General features: G+C 52.7%; 22 protein-coding genes. 10 read left to right on the forward strand and 12 right to left on the reverse strand.

Translation table 11 applies throughout. From position 1 onward, the window contains the following. Nucleotide 1 precedes the first annotated feature (1 nt). On the forward strand, nt 2–1,444 hold the full coding sequence (gene pyk / locus OGY10_RS13770) for a pyruvate kinase (RefSeq protein ID WP_003034890.1): 1,443 nt from the start codon (nt 2–4) through the stop codon (nt 1,442–1,444). A 46-nt stretch (nt 1,445–1,490) separates the two neighbouring features. Here pyk and lpxM read toward each other — a convergent pair whose 3' ends face one another. The 3 genes from lpxM to znuA all read right to left on the reverse strand — a co-directional run bounded on the left by lpxM (nt 1,491) and on the right by znuA (nt 4,861). After that, nucleotides 1,491–2,462 carry a lauroyl-Kdo(2)-lipid IV(A) myristoyltransferase gene (lpxM, locus tag OGY10_RS13775; RefSeq protein WP_071446178.1) on the reverse strand — a complete coding sequence of 324 codons (972 nt, stop codon included), beginning with the start codon at nt 2,460–2,462 and terminating at the stop codon, nt 1,491–1,493. Between the two features lie 119 nt (nt 2,463–2,581). Further along, nucleotides 2,582–3,901, reverse strand: coding sequence for a murein DD-endopeptidase MepM (gene mepM, locus OGY10_RS13780; RefSeq protein ID WP_003833825.1), 1,320 nt, complete (start codon nt 3,899–3,901; stop codon nt 2,582–2,584). Nucleotides 3,902–3,916: 15 nt separating this feature from the next. Next, a complete protein-coding gene (znuA, locus tag OGY10_RS13785; RefSeq protein WP_048225779.1) occupies nt 3,917–4,861 on the reverse strand; it encodes a zinc ABC transporter substrate-binding protein ZnuA in 945 nt (314 codons plus the stop codon). 78 nt (nt 4,862–4,939) lie between these two features. Here znuA and znuC point away from each other — a divergent pair, with 78 nt between their 5' ends. Together znuC and znuB are read left to right on the forward strand one after the other, a co-directional pair. Next, nucleotides 4,940–5,695 carry a zinc ABC transporter ATP-binding protein ZnuC gene (znuC, locus tag OGY10_RS13790; RefSeq protein WP_003833829.1) on the forward strand — a complete coding sequence of 252 codons (756 nt, stop codon included), beginning with the start codon at nt 4,940–4,942 and terminating at the stop codon, nt 5,693–5,695. Next, nucleotides 5,692–6,477, forward strand: a complete 786-nt coding sequence (znuB, locus tag OGY10_RS13795; RefSeq protein ID WP_003034874.1) for a zinc ABC transporter permease subunit ZnuB — start codon at nt 5,692–5,694, stop codon at nt 6,475–6,477. Before znuC ends, znuB begins: the two co-directional genes overlap by 4 nt. 78 nt (nt 6,478–6,555) lie before the next feature. On the opposite strand, the gene ruvB is transcribed toward znuB, so the two are convergent. The 6 genes from ruvB to aspS form a co-directional block, all read right to left on the reverse strand. Then, nucleotides 6,556–7,566, reverse strand: coding sequence for a Holliday junction branch migration DNA helicase RuvB (ruvB, locus tag OGY10_RS13800; RefSeq protein ID WP_003034872.1), 1,011 nt, complete (start codon nt 7,564–7,566; stop codon nt 6,556–6,558). Between the two features lie 8 nt (nt 7,567–7,574). Then, the gene (gene ruvA / locus OGY10_RS13805; protein WP_008785054.1) at nt 7,575–8,186 is read right to left on the reverse strand and encodes a Holliday junction branch migration protein RuvA; all 612 of its coding nucleotides are present in this window, start codon (nt 8,184–8,186) and stop codon (nt 7,575–7,577) included. 80 nt (nt 8,187–8,266) lie between these two features. Beyond that, entirely contained in the window at nt 8,267–8,788 is a 522-nt protein-coding gene (ruvC, locus tag OGY10_RS13810; protein ID WP_003034867.1) for a crossover junction endodeoxyribonuclease RuvC, read from the reverse strand. A gap of 34 nt (nt 8,789–8,822) precedes the next feature. Then, a complete protein-coding gene (locus OGY10_RS13815; RefSeq protein WP_003833836.1) occupies nt 8,823–9,566 on the reverse strand; it encodes a YebC/PmpR family DNA-binding transcriptional regulator in 744 nt (247 codons plus the stop codon). Between the two features lie 28 nt (nt 9,567–9,594). Next, the gene (gene nudB / locus OGY10_RS13820; protein WP_003034863.1) at nt 9,595–10,038 is read right to left on the reverse strand and encodes a dihydroneopterin triphosphate diphosphatase; all 444 of its coding nucleotides are present in this window, start codon (nt 10,036–10,038) and stop codon (nt 9,595–9,597) included. A gap of 1 nt (nt 10,039) precedes the next feature. Beyond that, nucleotides 10,040–11,812, reverse strand: coding sequence for an aspartate--tRNA ligase (aspS, locus tag OGY10_RS13825; RefSeq protein WP_003833841.1), 1,773 nt, complete (start codon nt 11,810–11,812; stop codon nt 10,040–10,042). Between the two features lie 287 nt (nt 11,813–12,099). On the opposite strand from aspS, the gene OGY10_RS13830 reads away from it, so the two are divergent. From OGY10_RS13830 to cmoB, 5 genes are read left to right on the forward strand one after another with little or no spacing between them, the layout of a single operon-like run. Beyond that, a complete protein-coding gene (locus OGY10_RS13830) occupies nt 12,100–12,666 on the forward strand; it encodes a hydrolase (RefSeq protein ID WP_286576906.1) in 567 nt (188 codons plus the stop codon). Next, complete coding sequence (locus tag OGY10_RS13835) at nt 12,663–13,481, forward strand: DUF72 domain-containing protein (RefSeq protein ID WP_286576909.1); 819 nt, start codon at nt 12,663–12,665, stop codon at nt 13,479–13,481. Before OGY10_RS13830 ends, OGY10_RS13835 begins: the two co-directional genes overlap by 4 nt. Before the next feature lie 52 nt (nt 13,482–13,533). Then, nucleotides 13,534–13,929 carry an MAPEG family protein gene (locus OGY10_RS13840; protein WP_003833847.1) on the forward strand — a complete coding sequence of 132 codons (396 nt, stop codon included), beginning with the start codon at nt 13,534–13,536 and terminating at the stop codon, nt 13,927–13,929. 40 nt (nt 13,930–13,969) lie between these two features. Beyond that, on the forward strand, nt 13,970–14,713 hold the full coding sequence (gene cmoA / locus OGY10_RS13845) for a carboxy-S-adenosyl-L-methionine synthase CmoA (RefSeq protein ID WP_008785057.1): 744 nt from the start codon (nt 13,970–13,972) through the stop codon (nt 14,711–14,713). After that, nucleotides 14,710–15,678, forward strand: coding sequence for a tRNA 5-methoxyuridine(34)/uridine 5-oxyacetic acid(34) synthase CmoB (cmoB, locus tag OGY10_RS13850; RefSeq protein WP_003833851.1), 969 nt, complete (start codon nt 14,710–14,712; stop codon nt 15,676–15,678). The genes cmoA and cmoB overlap by 4 nt, the downstream gene beginning before the upstream one ends. A gap of 234 nt (nt 15,679–15,912) precedes the next feature. Here cmoB and cutC read toward each other — a convergent pair whose 3' ends face one another. Together cutC and OGY10_RS13860 are read right to left on the reverse strand one after the other, a co-directional pair. Then, complete coding sequence (cutC, locus tag OGY10_RS13855) at nt 15,913–16,659, reverse strand: copper homeostasis protein CutC (RefSeq protein ID WP_286576911.1); 747 nt, start codon at nt 16,657–16,659, stop codon at nt 15,913–15,915. A 2-nt stretch (nt 16,660–16,661) separates the two neighbouring features. Continuing rightward, the gene (locus OGY10_RS13860) at nt 16,662–17,228 is read right to left on the reverse strand and encodes a VOC family protein (RefSeq protein ID WP_003833855.1); all 567 of its coding nucleotides are present in this window, start codon (nt 17,226–17,228) and stop codon (nt 16,662–16,664) included. A gap of 238 nt (nt 17,229–17,466) precedes the next feature. Here OGY10_RS13860 and argS point away from each other — a divergent pair, with 238 nt between their 5' ends. Together argS and mrdA2 are read left to right on the forward strand one after the other, a co-directional pair. Next, nucleotides 17,467–19,200 carry an arginine--tRNA ligase gene (argS, locus tag OGY10_RS13865; RefSeq protein ID WP_003833857.1) on the forward strand — a complete coding sequence of 578 codons (1,734 nt, stop codon included), beginning with the start codon at nt 17,467–17,469 and terminating at the stop codon, nt 19,198–19,200. A 230-nt stretch (nt 19,201–19,430) separates the two neighbouring features. Then, the gene (gene mrdA2, locus OGY10_RS13870) at nt 19,431–21,368 is read left to right on the forward strand and encodes a peptidoglycan DD-transpeptidase MrdA2 (protein ID WP_048216124.1); all 1,938 of its coding nucleotides are present in this window, start codon (nt 19,431–19,433) and stop codon (nt 21,366–21,368) included. On the opposite strand, the gene bglB is transcribed toward mrdA2, so the two are convergent. Beyond that, nucleotides 21,340–22,479, reverse strand: a complete 1,140-nt coding sequence (bglB, locus tag OGY10_RS13875; protein WP_286576913.1) for a beta-galactosidase BglB — start codon at nt 22,477–22,479, stop codon at nt 21,340–21,342. The two genes, mrdA2 and bglB, sit on opposite strands and share 29 nt — an antisense overlap. Between the last annotated feature and the right edge of the window lie 212 nt (nt 22,480–22,691).

Consider the following 22,691-nt stretch of genomic DNA (forward strand, 5'->3'; position numbering starts at 1 on the left):
CATGTCCAGAAGGCTTCGCAGAACCAAAATCGTTACCACGTTAGGCCCGGCAACCGACCGCGATAACAACCTTGAGAAGATTATCGCCGCGGGTGCGAACGTCGTACGTATGAACTTTTCCCACGGCTCTCCAGAAGATCACAAACTGCGGGCGGATAAGGTCCGTGAAATTGCCGCAAAACTGGGACGTCATGTAGCTATTTTGGGTGACCTGCAGGGACCTAAAATCCGCGTATCTACCTTTAAAGAAGGTAAAGTTTTTCTTAATGTTGGCGACAAGTTCCTGTTAGACGCCAACCTCGGTAAAGGCGAAGGCGACAAAGAAAAAGTCGGCATTGATTATAAGGGACTGCCTGCAGACGTCGTGCCTGGCGACATCCTGCTGCTCGACGACGGTCGCGTACAGCTTAAAGTGCTGGAAGTTCAGGGCATGAAAGTCTTCACCGAAGTCACTGTCGGTGGCCCGCTGTCCAATAACAAGGGCATCAACAAACTGGGCGGCGGTCTCTCTGCTGAAGCCCTCACCGAAAAAGACAAAGCCGACATCATTACCGCAGCGCAAATCAGCGTTGACTATTTGGCTGTCTCCTTCCCGCGCTGCGGCGAAGATCTAAACTATGCCCGCCGTCTGGCGCGCGACGCCGGTTGCGATGCGAAAATTGTCGCCAAGGTAGAACGTGCAGAAGCCGTCTGCGACCAGAATGCGATGGATGACATCATCCTGGCTTCTGACGTAGTGATGGTAGCCCGTGGCGACCTGGGTGTTGAAATCGGTGACCCTGAGCTGGTAGGTATTCAGAAAGCGTTGATTCGCCGTGCGCGTCAGCTGAACCGTGCGGTCATCACCGCCACACAGATGATGGAGTCGATGATCACCAACCCAATGCCGACTCGTGCTGAAGTGATGGATGTGGCTAACGCCGTCCTCGACGGCACCGATGCCGTGATGCTCTCTGCCGAAACAGCAGCAGGTCAGTACCCGGCGGAAACCGTCGCGGCAATGGCGCGCGTTTGCCTGGGTGCAGAGAAGATCCCAAGCATCAACGTCTCTAAACACCGCCTTGACGTGCAGTTTGATAACGTTGAAGAAGCGATTGCAATGTCAGCGATGTACGCTGCTAACCACCTGAAAGGGGTCACCGCTATCATCGCTATGACGGAGTCCGGTCGTACTGCGCTGATGACTTCTCGTATCAGTTCCGGTCTGCCAATTTTCGCGATGTCTCGTCATGAACGTACGCTGAATCTGACCTCTCTGTATCGCGGTGTCACCCCGGTTCACTTTGACAGCGAAACAGATGGCGTCGTTGCCGCCAATGAAGCAGTGAACCTGCTGCGCGATAAAGGCTATCTGGTTTCCGGCGATCTGGTGATTGTGACACAGGGCGATGTGATGAGCACCATTGGCTCAACTAACACCACGCGTATCCTGACCGTCGAGTAACACCAGCGTTTGATGTAAAAAAGCCTCTCGTTTGAGAGGCTTTTTTTTATTTCTTCGGATAGAGATCTTTGCGCTTATAGGGCTCAATCTCGCCGGGTTTACGCGTCTTAAGCAGTTTCAGTATCCAGGTGTATTGTTCGACATGAGGCGTGACAAAAATTTCCACCTCTTCGTTCATTCGTCTGGCAATGGTGTGGTCATCCGCTGTCAGGATGTCATCCATCGGAGGACGGACCTTAATCGTCAGGCGGTGAGTTTTACCGTCATACACCGGAAACAGCGGCACTACACGCGCGTGGCAAACCTTCATCAAGCGACCAATTGCCGGTAACGTTGCTTTATAGGTAGCAAAAAAATCGACAAACTCGCTGTGCTCAGGCCCATGGTCCTGATCCGGCAGATAGTATCCCCAATATCCCTGACGTACAGACTGAATAAACGGTTTGATGCCATCATTACGCGCATGTAATCGACCTCCGAAACGACGGCGTACCGTGTTCCAGACGTAATCAAATACCGGGTTTCCCTGATTGTGGAACATTGCTGCCATTTTCTGTCCCTGGGAAGCCATCAGCATCGCCGGGATATCTACGCCCCAGCCATGAGGAACGAGAAAAATCACTTTTTCATCGTTGCGGCGCATCTCTTCGATGATTTCAAGGCCCTGCCAGTCAACCCGATTCTGAATTTTCTCCGGCCCGCGCAGGGCGAGTTCCGCCATCATGACCATCGCCTGAGGGGCGGTCGCGAACATCTCATCGACAATGGCTTCGCGCTCAGCTTCGCTGCGTTCAGGAAAACAAAGGGATAAATTGATCAGCGCTCTGCGACGTGAGCTTTTTCCCAAGCGTCCAACCATCCGTCCGAGCTTTGCCAGAATAGGATCGCGAAATGACGCTGGCGTTAACGCAATCCCAGCTATCGCCGCTACACCCAGCCAGGCGCCCCAGTAGCGCGGATGGCGAAATGATTTATCAAACTCGGGGATATACTCAATATTCTTTTTTTTCGTTTCCATGCTCTTCCAGTGTCTGGTGCCGCGAAAAGTAAATCTGCTGATAGTGTAGCGGCGCACCGTGCGCCGTACAAAATAAAAAAGCCGGCACGCATCGCGTACCGGCTTTATCAGTGTGCTAATTAATCAAAACGTAGCTGAGGCATAACTTCTTTCACCTGCGCCAGATAATCGGTGCGATCCGAGCCGGTCAGACCTTCTGTACGCGGCAGTTTCGCCGTCAGAGGGTTCACGGCCTGCTGGTTGATCCACACTTCGTAGTGCAGATGCGGACCTGTTGAACGCCCGGTGTTACCTGACAGCGCGATACGATCGCCACGTTTCACTTTTTGACCTGGTTTCACCAACAGCTTACGCAGGTGCATATAACGGGTGGTGTAGGTGCGACCATGACGAACCGCAACATAGTATCCGGCAGCGCCGCTACGCTTCGCTACAACCACTTCACCATCGCCTACCGACAGTACCGGCGTCCCCTGCGGCATCGCAAAGTCGACACCTTTGTGCGGTGCTACGCGTCCAGTCACCGGATTCAGGCGACGCGGGTTAAAGTTCGAGGAGATGCGGAACTGTTTCGCCGTCGGGAAACGCATGAAGCCTTTCGCCAGCCCGGTACCGTTACGGTCATAGAACTTACCGTCTTCAGCACGGATGGCGTAATAATCTTTGCCTTCAGAACGTAAACGCACGCCCAGCAGCTGGCTTTGCTCGCGCTTACCGTCCAGCATTTCGCGAGACATCAGCACTGAGAACTCATCGCCTTTTTTCAGTTTGCGGAAATCCATCTGCCACTGCATGGCCTTAATCACCGCGCTGATTTCAGAGCTGGTCAGTCCGGCCTCTTTGGCGCTGGCGACGAAGCTTCCGCCCACCGTGCCTTTGATACGGCTGTTAACCCAATCGCCCTGCTGCATTTCGCTGCTCATTTTGAAACCTGTCGCAGTACGATCGTAAGTGCGGGTTTCACGGCGGGACACTTCCCAGGTCAGACGCTGCAGGTCACCTTCCGCGCTTAAGGTCCAGGATAACTGCTGACCAATTTTCAGATTGCGTAGTTCTTTATCGGAAGCAGCGAGCTGACTGATGTCGCCCATATCGATGCCGTACTGATTCAGAATACTGCTCAGCGTATCGCCTGTAGAGACGACATACTCATGTACGCCGGCTTCACCAGACGTTTTGTCATCCAGTTCATCCTGCGGAATGGCTTCGTCTTCCTGCGCGGCCTGATCGATAGGTTCACTGGCCTCAGGCAACAGTGAACGAATTTCGCTTTTTTCCAGCTCGATAGTTTTAACGATGGGTGCTGAATCGGGATGGTAAACATAAGGCCGCCAGACGGCGACGGCCAATGTCAGTACGGTAAGCGACCCCAGCATAACGCGATGGGGTCGCGGCAGATTATTAAATGCCAGAGCGACAGAGCGGGCTATCTGTTGCACGTATTCACTTCCTCATTAATCTCCTTTCAGGCAGCTCGCATACTGGTTGGCTAATTGGTTCAAAAACGCTGAATAGCTTGTTTTACCCAGTTTGATATTCGTTCCGAGCGGATCCAACGTTCCCATTCGAACGGATGTCCCTCTCGCGACGGCTTCAACGACCGCTGGCCTGAACTGTGGCTCAGCAAAAACGCAGGTTGCTTTTTGCTCAACCAACTGTGTTCTTATTTCATGTAAACGCTGCGCACCAGGTTGAATCTCAGGGTTCACGGTAAAGTGACCAAGCGGTGTTAGTCCGTAGTGTTTTTCGTAGTAGCCATAGGCGTCATGAAAAACGAAATAACCTTTTCCCTTGAGCGGTGCGAGCTCGTTACCTACCTGCTTATCGGTTGCGGCTAATTGTGCCTCAAAATCCTTCAGGTTGGCGTCAAGTTTGGCTCGACTTTGCGGCATAAGTTCCACTAATTTTTCATGGATTGCAACCGCTGAGGCCCGCGCTATCTCTGGGGAAAGCCAAAGATGCATGTTGTAATCGCCATGATGGTGATGCTCGTCACTTTTTTCACCGCCAGCATCATTGTGTCCATGATCGTCATCGTCGTCATCAGCACCTTTCATGAGTAACGGTTTCACGTCATTGAGCTGCGCAATCGTTACCTGTTTCGCGTTAGGAATATTCTTGACTGACTTTTCCATAAACGCTTCCATCTCAGGTCCAATCCAAACAACTAAGTCCGCGCCCTGTAAGCGTTTTACGTCTGATGGACGCAGTGAATAGTCATGTTCGGAAGCCCCGTCAGGCAGGAGAACCTCAGTGTCTGTTACCCCGTCTGCAATGGCTGAAGCAATAAACCCCAGCGGCTTGAGTGAGGCCACCACAGCGGCATTTGCTGCCTGTGTTGCACTACCCCAAAGAGCAGCGGATAATGCTGCGAAAAGAAGCGTATTTTTATGTAACATAATGCGACCAATCATCGTAATGAATGTAAGAAATGTGATATTATAACATTCTATAACTTCTGCAAGACTAAAATTGATATGACGACTTTGGTTTCACTGGAAAATGTCTCGGTCTCTTATGGTCAACGCCGCGTCCTGTCTGACGTATCGCTTGAACTTCGACCCGGTAAAATTTTAACGCTTCTCGGCCCAAATGGTGCCGGGAAGTCTACGCTGGTGCGCGTTGTATTAGGGCTGGTAGCGGCTGATGAGGGAGTAATCAAGCGTAATGGTCAATTGCGGATTGGCTATGTACCGCAAAAACTGTACCTCGATACTACGCTGCCACTGACGGTAAGTCGGTTTATGCGCTTACGTCCCGGCACCAAAAAAGAGGATATCCTTCCGGCACTGAAGCGCGTTCAGGCCGGGCATCTAATGGATGCGCCGATGCAAAAGCTCTCTGGCGGGGAAACGCAACGCGTCCTGTTGGCCCGTGCTTTATTGAATAAACCTCAGCTACTGGTGCTCGATGAACCAACCCAGGGCGTGGATGTCAATGGGCAGGTCGCACTGTACGACCTTATCGACCAGTTGCGACGTGAACTGGATTGCGCCGTGCTGATGGTTTCCCATGACCTGCATCTGGTGATGGCCAAAACCGATGAGGTACTGTGCCTGAACCATCATATTTGCTGTTCCGGTGCGCCGGAAGTGGTTTCTATGCACCCGGAATTCATCTCAATGTTCGGGCAACGCGGCGCCGAACAACTCGGAATTTACCGTCATAATCACAATCACCGCCACGATTTACAGGGTCGTATCGTCTTACGCCGGGGAAATGGTCACTCATGATTGAATTGTTATTACCCGGCTGGTTAGCTGGGATCATGCTGGCCTGTGCCGCTGGCCCACTCGGCTCGTTTGTAGTCTGGCGTCGAATGTCTTATTTCGGTGATACGCTGGCCCACGCTTCGCTGCTGGGGGTCGCCTTTGGCCTGCTGCTGGATGTAAACCCTTTCTATGCGGTTATCGCCGTCACCCTGTTGCTGGCTGGCGGTCTGGTATGGCTGGAGAAGCGCCCTCACCTCGCGATCGATACTTTACTGGGTATTATGGCGCACAGCGCATTGTCATTGGGGCTGGTTGTTGTCAGCCTGATGTCTAACATCCGTGTGGATCTGATGGCTTACCTGTTTGGTGATTTGCTCGCCGTGACGCCAGAAGATCTTATCTCCATCGCCATCGGCGTGGTTATTGTTCTGGCGATTCTGTTCTGGCAGTGGCGTAACCTGCTGTCGATGACCATCAGTCCGGATCTGGCATTTGTCGATGGCGTGAAGCTGCAACGCGTGAAGCTGCTGCTGATGCTGGTTACGGCGTTAACGATTGGCGTGGCGATGAAGTTTGTCGGGGCGCTGATTATCACCTCACTGCTTATCATCCCTGCGGCGACCGCCCGTCGCTTTGCCCGTACGCCGGAGCAGATGGCAGGGGTTGCCGTTGGAGTGGGAATGATAGCGGTTACAGGCGGGCTGACCTTCTCGGCCTTCTATGACACCCCGGCTGGTCCTTCCGTGGTGCTGTGCGCCGCGCTGCTGTTTATTTTCAGCATGATGAAAAAGCAAGCGAGCTAAGCATGCGTTGCCCGATGGCGCTGCGCTTACCGGGCCTACAAAATCGCCCAGGCCTGATGAGCGTCGCGACATCAGGCATTAAGGCATCTGTGGCGGTGTAATGCCAAAATGGTTCCAGGCGCGCACGGTTGCCATACGTCCACGCGGCGTACGTTGTAGAAAACCTTGCTGAATCAGATACGGCTCCAGCACGTCCTCAATGGTTTCACGCTCTTCCCCAATCGCCGCTGCCAGGTTATCCAGTCCTACCGGCCCGCCAAAGAATTTATCGATAACCGCCAGCAGCAGCTTACGGTCCATATAATCGAATCCTTCCGCATCCACATTGAGCATATCCAGCGCCTGGGCGGCAATATCAGCCGAAATCGTGCCGTCATGCTTCACTTCAGCGAAATCGCGTACCCGGCGTAATAAACGGTTGGCGATACGCGGCGTACCGCGGGCGCGGCGTGCCACTTCCAGCGCGCCTTCATCGCTCATTTCCAGGCCCATAAAGCGTGCGCTACGCCCAACAATGTGCTGCAGGTCAGCCACCTGATAGAACTCCAGGCGCTGCACAATACCAAAACGGTCACGCAGCGGAGAGGTTAACGACCCGGCGCGCGTCGTCGCCCCGATTAGCGTGAACGGCGGCAGATCGATCTTAATCGAACGGGCAGCCGGCCCTTCACCAATCATGATATCCAGCTGATAATCTTCCATCGCCGGATACAGCACCTCTTCCACCACCGGTGACAGACGATGAATTTCATCGATAAACAGCACATCGTGGGGTTCAAGGTTGGTAAGCATTGCCGCCAGGTCACCCGCTTTTTCCAGTACCGGACCGGACGTGGTGCGCAGATTAACGCCCATTTCATTGGCGACAATATTGGCAAGCGTAGTTTTACCAAGACCAGGAGGACCGAAAATCAGCAGGTGATCGAGAGCATCACCGCGCAGCTTCGCCGCCTGGATAAAAATCTCCATTTGCGAACGGACCTGAGGCTGGCCAATGTACTCTTCCAGCAATTTTGGGCGAATCGCACGATCCACCAGATCTTCAGGGGTAGTGCTGACAGCCGAAATCAGGCGATCTGCTTCAATCATCCGTTACCTCACAATGCCGCGCGAAGCGCTTCACGAATCAGGGTTTCACTGCTGGCATCAGGGCGGGCAATTTTGCTCACCATGCGGCTGGCTTCCTGTGGTTTATAGCCCAACGCCACCAGCGCAGCAACCGCTTCCTGCTCGGTGTCGTCCGTTGTCGGGCTTGCCGGAGACGTCAGGACCAGATCCGCTGCAGGTGTAAAGAGATCACCATGCAAACCTTTAAAGCGGTCTTTCATTTCTACAATCAGGCGTTCTGCGGTTTTCTTACCAATACCCGGTAATTTCACCAGCGCGCCCAGCTCTTCGCGCTCTACGGCATTAACGAACTGCTGAGCAGACATACCGGAGAGGATCGCCAGCGCCAGCTTCGGCCCCACGCCATTGGTTTTGATTAACTCTTTAAACAGCGTGCGCTCTTGCTTGTTGTTAAAGCCATACAATAGCTGAGCATCTTCTCGCACCACAAAATGGGTGAAAATAATCGCTTCTTGCCCGGCTTCCGGCAACTCGTAGAAACAGGTCATCGGCATATGCACTTCATAGCCTACCCCGCCCGTTTCCAGAAGGACCAACGGGGGTTGTTTTTCAATAATGATGCCTCTGAGTCTGCCTATCACGTGACGCTCCTGCGTTAAGGGCTAAAAGGTAATGCGCTATCATAAAAAAAGGCTGGATAGATATCCAGCCTCATTTGTCACTAACGTAATCGACCTCGCGCCAAATTCAGCCTCGACTCGCTCATTTGCATGGCGTTCTGACTGACATGGCAGTGGGTAATGGCAATCGCTAGTGCATCCGCGGCATCCGCTTGCGGATTCGCCGGGAGTTTTAGCAGCGTGCGTACCATATGCTGGACCTGGCTTTTTTCCGCGCTACCGATCCCCACCACAGTCTGTTTTACCTGGCGGGCCGCGTATTCAAAGACCGGTAGATCCTGATTGGTCGCCGCAACGATTGCCACGCCGCGAGCCTGTCCCAGCTTTAGCGCCGAGTCGGCGTTCTTCGCCATAAAAACCTGCTCAATGGCAAAATAGTCCGGCTGAAACTGGGTGATGATTTCCGTCACGCCCGCGTAAATCAACTTCAGACGTGACGGGAGATCGTCGACTTTGGTGCGAATGCAGCCGCTGCCGAGGTAGGTCAGCTGCCTGCCGACCTGACGAATAACGCCATAACCGGTGATGCGAGACCCCGGGTCAATGCCGAGAATAATAGACATCACGCATCTCCTGTTATTTTATGGCTTAACCACATCATTCTAAGGTGGCAGCAACCTCATCGGAGATTTCACCGTTGTGGTAAACTTCCTGCACGTCGTCGCAGTCTTCCAGCATATCGATCAGACGCATCAGCTTCGGCGCCGTTTCTGCATCCATATCCGCTTTGGTGGATGGGATCATAGACACTTCAGCTGCGTCCGCTTTCAGACCAGCCGCTTCCAGCGCGTCACGCACTTTGCCCATCTCTTCCCACGCGGTGTAAACGTCAATTGCGCCGTCGTCGAAGGTCACAACGTCTTCAGCACCTGCTTCCAACGCTGCTTCCATGATGGCGTCTTCGTCGCCCTGTTCAAAGGAGATCACGCCTTTTTTGCTGAACAGATAAGCCACGGAACCGTCGGTACCGAGGTTACCACCCGTTTTCGTGAACGCATGACGCACTTCCGCAACGGTACGGTTACGGTTGTCAGACAGACATTCAATCATAACGGCTGTACCGCCAGGACCGTAACCTTCATAGATGATGGTTTCCATGTTGGAATCTTCATCACCACCCACACCGCGCGCGATTGCACGGTTCAGGGTGTCACGGGTCATGTTGTTAGCCAGCGCTTTATCAACCGCTGCACGCAGACGCGGGTTAGCATCCGGATCGCCGCCGCCCAGTTTAGCCGCCGTCACCAGCTCACGAATTATTTTGGTGAAAATTTTACCGCGTTTAGCATCCTGCGCTGCTTTACGGTGTCTGGTGTTGGCCCATTTACTATGACCTGCCATAAATAATATCTCCAAAAAGCGCGCCTTTTCAGGCGACGTTAATTACAAACTCTTCAATCGCCTGCCGGTTACTCCACGACTTGGTTAATTGGGCGGCTTCAACCGCATTAACCCAACGATAGGTCAGATGTTCGGTGAACACGATCTCTCGTTCTGAGGGAAGTGCCAGGCAAAACCAGGATTCAGTATTACGTTCAATTCCCGGTGCATAGCGATGACGTAAATGGCTAAAAATCTCAAACTCCACCGTGCGCTGACAGTCAATTAAGGTCAGTTGCTCAGATGCAACATCAATGGCGACCTCTTCCTTTACTTCGCGCATAGCGGCTTGCGACGCGGTTTCACCTTCTTCAAGGCTGCCGGTGACCGACTGCCAGAAATCAGGATCGTCGCGTCGCTGTAACATCAGCACTCTCCCGGTGTCCTTTGCATAAATCACGACTAACACCGAGACAGGCTGTTTATATGTCATATCAGTTATTCTCGGCCTTCTTAACAACCTGAATGCTCAGTTCCGCCAGCGCAGCTGCGTTGGCAAAGCTTGGCGCTTCAGTCATCAGACACGCTGCAGCCGTGGTTTTCGGGAAAGCAATAACGTCACGAATGTTGTCAGTACCGGTCAACAACATAGTCAGACGGTCCAGACCAAACGCCAGGCCCGCATGCGGCGGTGTACCATATTTTAGCGCATCCAGCAGGAAGCCGAATTTCTCACGCTGTTCTTGCTCATTAATGCCCAGAATACCGAATACAGTTTGCTGCATGTCGCCGTTGTGAATACGCACGGAACCGCCGCCTACTTCGTAGCCGTTGATGACCATATCGTACGCGTTAGCAACCGCGTCTTCCGGCGCTGCTTTCAGCTCAGCGGCCGTCATATCTTTCGGCGCGGTAAACGGGTGGTGCATTGCGGTCAGGCCGCCTTCACCATCGTCTTCAAACATTGGGAAGTCGATAACCCACAGCGGCGCCCATTTGGCTTCGTCGGTGATGTTCAGGTCTTTACCCAGTTTCAGACGCAGCGCGCCCATCGCGTCGGCAACCACTTTCTTGTTGTCGGCACCGAAGAAAATCATGTCGCCGTCTTGTGCACCGGTACGTGCCAGAATCGCTTCCACAATTTCTGCGTTCAGGAACTTAGCAACTGGGCTGGTAATACCTTCCAGACCTTTCGCACGTTCGGTGACTTTGATGTAAGCCAGGCCTTTCGCGCCGTAAATCTTGATAAAGTTACCGTAATCGTCGATCTGCTTACGGCTCAGCGCAGCACCGCCCGGTACACGCAGAGCAGCTACGCGGCCTTTCGCATCGTTTGCCGGACCAGAGAACACTGCGAACTCAACGTCTTTCACCAGATCGGCAACGTCAACCAGCTCCATCGGGTTACGCAGGTCTGGTTTATCGGAACCGTAACGACGCTCAGCTTCGGCAAAGGTCATGATCGGGAAATCACCCAGATCGACACCTTTCACTTCCAGCCACAGATTACGCACCAGCGCTTCCATCACTTCACGCACCTGCGGTGCGGTCATGAAGGAAGTCTCAACGTCGATCTGGGTAAATTCAGGCTGACGGTCAGCACGTAAGTCTTCATCACGGAAGCATTTAACGATCTGATAGTAGCGGTCAAAGCCAGACATCATCAGCAGTTGTTTAAATAACTGAGGTGATTGCGGCAGCGCGTAGAATTTACCTTTATGTACGCGAGAAGGTACCAGGTAATCGCGCGCGCCTTCCGGCGTCGCTTTGGTCAGCATCGGTGTTTCGATGTCGAGGAAGCCGTGGTCGTCCATAAAACGACGCACCAGACTGGTGATTTTGGCACGCGTTTTCAGGCGCTGCGCCATTTCAGGGCGACGCAGATCTAAATAGCGATACTTCAGTCGCGCTTCTTCGGTGTTGACGTGGTTAGAGTCCAACGGCAGCGAGTCTGAACGGTTGATGATGGTCAGATCGGAGGCCAGCACTTCAATTTCGCCCGTCGCCATATCGGCGTTGACGTTTTTCGCGTCACGCGCACGCACGGTGCCCGTAACCTGGATGCAGAACTCATTACGCAGTTCGGAGGCCAGCTTTAACGCGTCCGCACGGTCCGGATCGAAAAATACCTGCACGATACCTTCGCGGTCGCGCATATCGATAAAGATCAGGCTACCAAGATCACGACGACGGTTGACCCAACCACACAGAGTCACCTGCTGCCCCTCGTGGGACAGACGTAGCTGTCCGCAATATTCTGTACGCATGAGATATCCCTTAACTTTGCCGCAGGCGGATTGTCACCTGTCTCGCAGATGACGAAGTCGCAGCTTTAGCTGAATGTCACAACTGAATGAAAAAAGGCGGCTATTATACTGGAAATTCTGCCGCACGATAAGAGCCTACTGGGATAGACTCTCAGTCCGGTACTGACTGTACGCCTGTTTCCTGGACGGGCATTGCGTAATCTCACAAAAAATAACAAAAATTGTCGCCCCTTTCACACTGATTCGCGATTAAGGTGTAACGGAATTCTTTTATTACTGGAGTGACCATGCTGGAATTGAACGCTAAAACAACCGCCCTTGTCGTAATTGATTTACAGGAAGGGATCCTGCCTTTCGCTGGCGGCCCTCATACGGCACATGATGTGGTTACCCGCGCCGCGCAGTTGGCGGAAAAATTCCGTGCCCACGGTTCCCCGGTGGTAATGGTGCGCGTCGGCTGGTCTGACGATTACGCCGAAGCGCTGAAACAACCCGTAGATGCTCAGTCTCCGGCAAAAGCGTTACCTGAAAACTGGTGGCATTACCCGGCTGCTTTGGGGAAATGCGCCAGCGATATCGAAGTGACTAAACGCCAGTGGGGAGCCTTCTATGGTACCGATCTGGAATTGCAGCTGCGTCGCCGGGGTATTGATACCATCGTCCTGTGCGGGATCTCGACGAACATTGGCGTTGAGTCGACGGCGCGAAATGCGTGGGAGCTGGGTTTCAGTCTTATCATTGCAGAGGATGCCTGTAGCGCCGCCAGTGCTGAGCAACACCAGGCCAGCATGACCCACATTTTCCCGCGCATTGCGCGCGTTCACAGCGTGGAGGAGATTCTGCAAGCGCTATGATTTATATCGGTTTACCCCAGTGGTCGCATCCAAAATGGGTGCGTCTGGGGATCACCAGCCTTGAAGAGTATGCCCGCCACTTTAACTGCGTGGAGGGCAATACCACGTTGTATGCGCTGCCTAAATCCGATATTGTTGCCCGCTGGCAGGCACAGACCACCGATGCGTTTCGATTTTGTTTTAAATTTCCGGCGACCATTTCGCATCAGGCTGCGCTGCGTAATTGTGATGACCTGGTACAGGAATTTTTTACGCGCATGTCGCCGCTGGAATCGCGCATTGGACAATACTGGCTGCAATTACCCGCGACTTTTGGCCCACGCGATCTGCCTGCCCTGTGGCAGTTTCTCGATGAGCTCCCGAATTCCTTTACCTACGGTGTGGAAGTTCGCCACCCAGACTTTTTTGCCAAAGGCGAATCCGAGCAGCTATTTAATCGCGGTTTACACGAGCGTGGAGTAAACCGGGTGATTCTGGACAGCCGCCCGGTGCATGCCGCAATCCCGCATACTGAAGCAATACGTGACGCCCAGCGCAAGAAACCGAAGGTTCCGGTGCATGCGGTAGTGACGGCAAACCATCCGATGGTACGCTTTATCGGTAGCGATAATATGGCACAAAACAGCGAGCTTTTTGCCGTCTGGCTGACCAAGCTGTCGCTATGGCAACGCACCACGACGCCGTATCTGTTTTTGCATACGCCGGACATCGCGCAGGCCCCGGAGCTTGTTGATACGCTATGGGCAGATTTACGCAGCGCCCTGCCAGAGATCGGATCAGCACCCTCTATTCCACAGCAATCTTCTCTTTTCTGAAAATGCCACCTATCATAGTCAGTGCCAGCAGCCATTTTAAAAGGGAGTTTGTATGGTAAGCGCGCTTTATGCCGTATTGGGTGCGTTATTGTTAATAAAGTTCTCCTTTGACGTCGTTCGCCTGCGCATGCAATATCGCGTTGCCTATGGCGATGGAGGTTTTAGTGAACTGCAAAGCGCTATCCGTATTCACGGTAATGCGGTGGAATATATTCCCGTCGCGTTAGTGCTGCTGTTATTTATGGAAATGAACGGCGCAGAGACGTGGATGGTGCATATTTGCGGGCTGATGTTGATTGCCGGACGGCTGATGCATTATTACGGATTCCACCACCGGCTCTTCCGCTGGCGCCGTTCAGGCATGAGCGCAACCTGGTGTTCGCTGTTGCTAATGGTGCTGGCGAATCTTTGGTATATGCCCTGGGAGTTGGTTTTCTCCCTGCATTAGCGCACAATACGCCACTTTATTTTTCCCGGATTTTTACGTTATGTCTCACCGCGACACGCTTTTTTCTGCGCCTATCGCCAGTCTGGGTGACTGGACCTTTGATGAACGGGTAGCTGAAGTCTTCCCGGATATGATCCAGCGTTCCGTTCCTGGCTATTCCAATATCATATCTATGATTGGCATGTTGGCCGAACGTTTCGTACAACCCAACACGCAGGTCTACGATCTGGGCTGTTCTCTGGGCGCGGCGACGCTCTCGGTGCGTCGCAATATTCATCACGAGAATTGCAAAATTATTGCCGTCGATAACTCCCCGGCGATGGTTGAGCGCTGCCGTCGTCATATTGATGCCTATAAGGCACCGACCCCGGTTGAGGTTGTCGAAGGCGATATTCGCAACATTACTATCGAAAACGCCTCGATGGTGGTGCTGAATTTTACCCTGCAATTCCTTGAGCCACCTGAGCGCCAGGCATTGTTGGATAAGATTTATCAAGGGTTGAATCCCGGCGGCGCGCTGGTGCTGTCTGAAAAATTCAGTTTCGAAGACGCTAACGTTGGCGAGCTGCTGTTCAACATGCACCACGACTTCAAACGGGCCAATGGCTACAGCGAACTGGAAATTAGTCAGAAACGCAGCATGCTGGAAAACGTGATGCTGACCGACTCGGTAGAAACGCACAAAGCGCGACTGCATCAGGCTGGCTTTGAGCACAGCGAATTGTGGTTCCAGTGCTTCAATTTTGGCTCTCTGGTGGCGTTGAAAGCTGAGGTTGGCGCATGATCGATTTTGGTAACTTTTATCAGTTGATTGCCAAAAATCATCTGTCCCATTGGCTGGAAACGCTTCCGGCGCAAATCGCTGCCTGGCAGCGCGATCAGCATGGTTTATTTAAACAATGGTCAAACGCCGTCGAGTTTCTGCCCGAGCTGACGCCGCATCGTCTGGATTTACTACACAGCGTTACCGCAGAAAGTAAAGAACCGCTCAGCGAAGGCCAGCTTAAACGTATCGACACCCTGATGCGTAACCTGATGCCATGGCGTAAAGGACCGTACTCGCTGTACGGCGTCAACATCGATACCGAATGGCGTTCCGACTGGAAGTGGGATCGCGTTCTGCCGCACTTGTCTGATCTCACCGGCCGTACCATTCTTGATGTTGGCTGTGGCAGTGGTTATCACATGTGGCGCATGATTGGCGCTGGAGCACATCTGGCGGTTGGGATCGATCCTACGCAACTGTTTCTGTGCCAGTTTGAGGCGGTACGTAAACTGCTGGGCAATGACCAGCGTGCTCACCTGCTGCCGCTGGGTATTGAGCAACTTCCAGCGCTAAACGCCTTTGACACCGTGTTCTCCATGGGCGTGCTTTATCACCGCCGATCGCCGCTGGAACATCTGTGGCAGTTGAAGGATCAGTTGGTTAAAGATGGCGAGCTGGTGCTGGAAACGCTGGTCGTCGAAGGTGATGAAAATACCGTTCTGGTGCCGGGCGATCGCTACGCGCAAATGCGTAACGTCTACTTTATTCCATCTGCGTTGGCTTTAAAAAACTGGCTGGAAAAATGCGGTTTTGTTGATGTGCGCATCGCCGATGTCTGCGTCACCACCACCGAAGAGCAACGCCGCACCGAGTGGATGGTAACCGAGTCGCTGGCCGACTTCCTCGATCCGAACGACCACAGCAAAACGGTGGAAGGCTACCCCGCCCCATTACGTGCAGTATTGATTGCGCGTAAGCCGTAATAGATTGCCGAATGACCGTTACGTATAGCACCGTTTCTCCAAAATAGTTCAAGTTGCAGCAAGGCGGCAACGCAGCAAATCCCCGGGAGCGTAGATAACTACGTGACCGGGGTGCGCGAGGCGGCCAACGCTGCTGCGGCTTGAAATATGAAGGAGAAAAAAAGGCCCCTGTTGAAATTGCAGGGGCCTGGTACGAGCAAGCATCATATTGGGCGACATGATGCAACGGTAAAATCAGTTGGCCTGATGGTGCGCAATGATTGCTTTCATTTCAGCAACCGCCGTCCCGTCTACCGCATAGCGCGAATACTCATCCGCCTGCGCATCCGAAGACATCGACAACCCCGAATTGCGATAACGCATTGGTGAAGCCAGCCATACTCCGGCAGAACTGTGGACTTCCTGCACTCCAGCATCAAGGAACAGGGACAAATTCGAGGCGCGAACCCCCGCTCCGGCCATAATGATTGGAGCACCGGGCTGCGCAATAAGTTCCATTATTTTTGTTAAACCTTGCGCCGCATCTGATTTTTGCCCTGAAGTGAGTACTCTGGTAATGCCCAAATCAGCTAATTTTTTAAGCGCATTGAGTGGGTTAGCACACATATCAAAGGCCCGATGAAAAGTGACTTGCAGCGAACCGGCGGCAATCATTATTTTCTCCATGCGCGGCATATCGACATTGCCATCCACATCTAAAATGCCGGTCACCAGCCCTGAGAATCCCAGTTCCCTGACCATCGCAATATCATCCAGCATTGCAGCAAATTCACCTTCGGTGTAGCAAAAGTCGCCTCCACGTGGGCGAATAATGGGATTGACGGGAATCGAAATGTGCTGGCGAACGGAACGCAAGACGCCCAGTGACGGCGTTAAGCCCCCTTCTTTGGGTGCCGAGCATAGTTCAATACGTTCCGCGCCGTTTTGCTGCGCCGTGCGTGCGCACTCCATGCTGTAACAGCAGATTTCCAGAATAGCCATGTTCACTCCTGACGTTCGCTTGCCACAATGGTTTCAATCGACCACGGATGGAATTTTATCGTCACGCTACCATCGCTAACCGCCAGCGTCGGATTCGGTAAACGCTCACGCTCTCCTTTTGGCGAGCTGGTTTTCACAAAAATGCCCGGTTGACTCAGACCGTGATCGGAAAGCAGCGCCAGCGCTCGCGCATTCAGCGTTTCCGCTTCTCCCGGCAGAACAATTTCAATATGTTCCCAGCCTTCATGTGGGTAGCGTTTTTCGCCCGGCCACGGCAGTTCGACGATGGAAAATTGCCAATGTTGCACACAAACCGGCTCATGCAGTTTAAAAAGACAAATAGGTCTGCCGTTGATAATGTTTTCTGACAACAATTCACCGCACTGTTCAAACCCACGACGCCAGCGCTCTGCGGTGGTATTTTGATGGCAACGCAAGGAAATGTGATCGGCTTCCAGGCCTGTGATATCCAGCCCAAGACGGGTAGAAAGTTCCGTTAATGCCTGCGTGAAATGCGGTAAATCTGCAGAAATATCCTGTAGTTCTGCAACGGTTTGCCAGTTCGCCATATTAAAAGCTCATATCCATGTTCAAAGTCGCTAATTTACTCTGTTGCGCTGCGCCATCCAACCGCTGTTTTCTTCGAACACATCATGAATAAATTTACGCCATTGCATTGTTTATATTTCAGGCTACTGGCGGTACACACAATGCTGACGGCAACGGGCATTTGCAGTATACTCCCGCCCTTAATTCTTAAACTGGTGCGGTGAATTTTAGGCCGCTTCATAAATGTAAGGTATTCCGGTGAATATTCAGGCTCTTCTCTCAGAAAAAGTCAGTCAGGCCATGATTGCTGCAGGCGCGCCTGCAGATTGCGAACCGCAGGTTCGTCAGTCAGCAAAAGTACAGTTCGGCGACTATCAAGCTAACGGCATGATGGCTGTCGCTAAAAAACTGGGTATGGCGCCGCGACAACTGGCTGAGCAGGTGCTGACTCATCTGGATCTCAACGGGATTGCCAGCAAAGTTGAAATTGCAGGCCCGGGCTTTATCAATATTTTTCTCGATCCGGCATTTCTGGCGCAGCACGTTCAGCAGGCGCTGGCTTCCGATCGTCTGGGCGTCACTCAACCGGCTAAACAAACCGTCGTGGTTGACTACTCCGCGCCTAACGTAGCGAAAGAGATGCACGTTGGTCACCTGCGTTCCACCATCATCGGTGACGCGGCGGTGCGTACGCTGGAGTTCCTCGGTCACAACGTTATTCGCGCTAACCACGTCGGCGACTGGGGTACTCAGTTCGGTATGCTCATCGCATGGCTGGAAAAACAGCAGCAGGAAAATGCCGGAGAGATGGCGCTGGCTGACCTGGAAGGTTTCTACCGTGATGCGAAAAAACATTACGACGAAGATGAAGCCTTCGCTGAACGCGCCCGTAGTTATGTCGTGAAACTGCAAGGCGGTGACGAATACTTCCGCGAGATGTGGCGCAAACTGGTCGACATTACCATGTCGCAGAACCAGTTAACCTACGATCGCCTCAACGTTACTCTGACCCGTGACGACGTCATGGGCGAAAGCCTGTACAACCCGATGCTACCTGGCATCGTCGCCGATCTGAAGGCGAAAGGTCTGGCTGTTGAAAGCGAAGGCGCTACCGTCGTATTCCTTGATGAGTATAAGAACAAGGAAGGCGAACCGATGGGCGTTATCATTCAGAAGAAAGATGGCGGCTATCTCTACACCACAACCGACATCGCCTGCGCCAAGTATCGTTACGAAACCCTGCATGCCGATCGCGTACTTTATTACATCGACTCTCGCCAGCATCAGCACTTAATGCAGGCCTGGACCATCGTACGTAAAGCCGGTTATGTGCCGGATTCAGTGCCGCTGGAACACCACATGTTCGGTATGATGCTGGGCAAAGACGGTAAACCCTTCAAAACCCGCGCGGGCGGCACGGTTAAACTGGCCGATCTGCTGGATGAAGCGCTGGAGCGCGCACGTCGTCTGGTCGCGGAGAAGAACCCGGACATGCCTGCCGACGAACTGGAAAAACTGGCAAATGCGGTCGGTATCGGCGCAGTGAAATATGCGGATCTGTCCAAAAACCGTACCACCGACTACATCTTCGACTGGGACAACATGCTGGCGTTCGAAGGTAACACCGCGCCATATATGCAGTACGCTTATACCCGCGTACTGTCCGTGTTCCGTAAAGCAGATATCGACGAAAGCGCGCTGGCAAATGCGCAGGTCGTTATCAGCGAAGATCGTGAGGCTCAACTGGCGGCGCGTCTGCTGCAGTTTGAAGAAACGCTGACCGTCGTTGCGCGTGAAGGTACGCCACACGTGATGTGTGCTTACCTGTACGACGTTGCTGGTCTGTTCTCCGGCTTCTATGAGCACTGCCCTATTCTCAGCGCTGAAAACGAAGAGATTCGTAACAGCCGACTGAAGCTGGCACAGCTGACGGCGAAAACCCTGAAGCTGGGTCTGGATACACTGGGTATCGAAACCGTAGAACGTATGTAATCACCTCAACTAATGTGAAAGCCCGCGCTATGTCGCGGGCTTTTTTATTTCCCCGAATGACCGCCCTCGTAGGCAGCGCAATCAGGTCGACAAGAAACGGCTACGCTTACTGTAATTTGTAACAACCCACAAGGAATGACACATTTCCCTAGAGATATGGAACATCTTTTGCCTGTCATCCCGTCTAAGCCTCCGTATCATTAGGCGGCGAATTAATCGGGTACGGGTCAATGACATTCAGAGATTTTGAGGCGGAAGAAAAGCTCTTCCAGCGGCGTGTATTGGTGGCCTTTGGCCTGGTAGTCATCTGTTTTGGCATCCTGATTTACAATCTGTATAACTTACAAATCTGCCAGCACCAGTATTACACCACCCGGTCGAATGCAAACGACATCAAAATGCTGCCCGTCGCCCCAACGCGTGGCATGATTTACGATCGCAACGGCATCCCGCTGGTGCGCAACGTTACCTGGTACGATATTTCCGTTACGCCGTATAAAATCAGCGATATGAATGCGTTACTCCAGCAGCTCACGCCGATCGTTGACCTCACACCTGATGACATAGACCAGTTTCGCCATGAGCTGAAAGCCAGCAGCCGCTATCGTCCTGTGGTGCTAAAAAATGCGCTAACCGATGTCGAAATCGCCCGTTTCTCAGTAAACCAGTTTCATTTTAGCGGCGTCAACATCAATAGTTACGAAGACCGCCAGTATCCCTATGGTGCGGCGCTGGCGCATGTCCTGGGTTATGTTTCAAAAATCAATGACAACGACCTGAAAGCACTGGATCAAAAGGGTCTGGCGGAGAACTACGCCGCCGATCACAACATCGGTAAGCAAGGTATTGAGCGCTATTACGAAAACGAACTGCATGGAAAAACCGGTTATCAGGAGGTGGAAGTAGATAACCACGGACGCATCGTACGCCTGATCAAAGATGTGCCGCCCGTTGCCGGAAAAGATATCCATCTGACGCTGGATTTACATTTACAGCAATACATTGAGAGCTTGTTGGCTGGCCAGCGTGCCGCCGTTTTGGTTGAAGATCCACACGACGGTTCCGTACTGGCGATGGTCTCAAACCCCAGCTATGACCCTAATCCGTTTGTCAAAGGCATCAGCTATCAGGACTATAACAAGCTACTCCAGGATAAAGACCTGCCATTAATCAACCGCGTCACGCAGGGATTGTACCCTCCCGCTTCAACGGTCAAACCGTATATGGCGATGTCGGCATTACTGAACGGGGTAATCACGCCGCAGACCAGTTTCTTCGGTGCCCCTACCTGGACGCTACCCGGCACCGAGCGACATTACCGTGACTGGAAAAAAACGGGCCACGGTATGCTGGATGTCACCAAAGCGATAGAAGAGTCTGCCGATACGTTCTTCTATCAGGTGGCGTATATGATGGGGATCGACCGGATTAACAGCATGCTCAGCCAGTTTGGTTACGGTAAACCGACCGGCATCGATCTTGATGAGGAGTATAACGGCCTGCTCCCGAGCCGCGAATGGAAGCAAAAAGTGCACAAAAAAGCCTGGTATCAGGGGGACACTATTTCAGTTGGCATCGGTCAGGGCTACTGGATTGCCACACCTATCCAGATGGTAAAAGCCATGGTCGCACTGATTAACAACGGCAAGGTTATCGTCCCTCACCTGCTGCTCGATGAAGAGAGCGGCAAAACCATCACGCCGTATCAGGCTCCAGAAGCACCGTCACAAATCGCCTCAGCCTCATCGCCCTACTGGGGACTGGTGCGTCAGGCGATGTTCGGCATGGCGAATGAACCAAATGGTACAGGTTATAAGTTCTTTCACACCGCGCCATACGGCATTGCGGCAAAAAGCGGCACCTCGCAGGTCTTTAGCCTGAAAGAAAATCAGACCTACAATGCGAAGATGATCCCTGTCCGCTTGCGCGACCACGTGTTCTATACCGCATTTGCACCCTATAAGAACCCGAAGGTCGCGGTGGCGTTAATTCTGGAAAACGGCGGCAGCGATGGTGTCACCGCCGCGCCGGTTATGCGTCAGATCATGGATCATCTGTTTGCCCCGCAGGACAACACGGTACAAACAGTGACGACTGAACAATCAGGTCCGATAGCGGTATCGCCATCGAATACCGATATCAAAAATACTTTCGCAAGTATTCGGTAAGGCACAGCATCGCCATCGCCTGTCCGTAAGGCATGGAGGTCCGAGGGATGTTGCGGTAGAAATCGAGATTGTGTCCCATCCCGGTACCAAACGAGGTGTGCAGCAGTTCACCTTCCGGTGAAATATGCTGCACAACGCCGCGAATGGCTTTTTCGGCTACCGGCGCATACTCTTGCCCAACATAGCGTTTACGTACTGCTTTGAGGATCCCATAGGCAAATCCGGCAGTTGCCGATGCTTCCAGATACGACTGCGGGTCGTCCAGCAAGGTATGCCACAACCCACTTTCATCCTGGCATTTCGCCAGCGCCGCGATTTGCGCGTTCAGGACCTGTACCAGATAGCGGTGAACAGCATTGTTTTCCGGTAAATCAAGTAATTCGAGGAAGTCCGGGATCACGATAGTTAACCAACTGTTGCCACGCGCCCAGCGGGCATTAGCAAAGTTATGATTTCCTTCATAGCTCCAACCGTGGAACCACAGCCCCGTTTCTTTATCCATCAGGTTTTGCACGTGCAGCAGGAACTGATACGTTGCCTCTTCGATGTAGTCCGGGCGATTGAGTAGCTTGCCAATCTTCGCCAGCGGTAAAACCGTCATCATCAGCGTGTCATCCCACATCTGTTGATGGTTTTCTTCCGCCAGCGTGATGTGTTGCATACCACCAAATTCGGTACGCGGCATCTCATGCATTGCCCACTCAGCCCAGCTGTCGAGCCACGGCAGATACGCTGGATTACGCGTCTCTTCATAGCGATACGCCAACGTTAAAAATGGCGCCATGGTGTTCACGTTTTTAGTGGTTGCACCTTCAGCAAAGCGATCGGCAAACCAGCTATCGATGATATCGCGCATCGTTTCATCGCCGGTTTGCAGATAGTACTGATACATCCCGTACAGGCCGACGCCGTGTGTCCACTCCCATCCCGCCCAGCCTTTAGTATCAATTACGCGTCCATCGTCCAGACGCAGCAAGAACTCACCGGTTTCGTCATGAATATTGACCAGATTATGCGTCACCTTTTTGATCAGCGTTTTTAATTCATCCCTGGCAATAAAATGTTCTGGCTGGCGCAATAACGGGCTATGTTTAACCGGGTAAACAATCATTTACTAAACCTCTGTCAATGTCGGATTCAATGCTGTGACCTGCCCCTGTTACGGCGCAGCAGCTTTTTTGGAGGCCCCGCAATCCTCGCTTTGACAATGGGCATCCTTATAGGGTCACAGTAAAAGCTAACAGGAAGTGAAACCTTTCTATTTCTGCCAGAAGGATTCGTGAAATGGCAAGAATACAAAGAGTCCGGCAACGTACGTCACTT

The sequence above is a fragment of the Citrobacter sp. Cpo148 genome, from assembly GCF_030332375.1.
GTDB lineage: Bacteria > Pseudomonadota > Gammaproteobacteria > Enterobacterales > Enterobacteriaceae > Citrobacter > Citrobacter portucalensis.